Consider the following 329-nt stretch of genomic DNA (forward strand, 5'->3'; position numbering starts at 1 on the left):
GGAACGCCGCCGCGTACGCTTTCGCTGTCGAAGCATCTACGTCCAAACTCGTCACGAACCAGACGTGCTCGTCTTCAGCGGTGCGGTGCGGAACCGCAAAGACTGTGACATCTACTGACGCCGTTGGCTTGCGGTTTCGCTGCATCGTATACTCACCAGCGACCGTCTCAGCACCAGCGCTGAGGCGGTCTTTCATCCCACTACTCGGTCGTGCACGTACAATATAATCAACGCCCAGTTGTTCTAACTCAGCAACGACATGGACTTGATAGAATCCACGATCTAGGTAGACGTGCCGAATTGAGACGTACTGTTGTGCGGTTTTGAGT

General features: G+C 54.4%; 1 pseudogene. It reads right to left on the reverse strand.

Annotated elements, in window-relative coordinates:
• Positions 1-301 (reverse strand): annotated as a pseudogene (locus O2S87_RS19015) (transposase); the annotation flags it as partial.
• Between the last annotated feature and the right edge of the window lie 28 nt (positions 302-329).

This window comes from Halohasta sp. A2 (genome assembly GCF_056175805.1).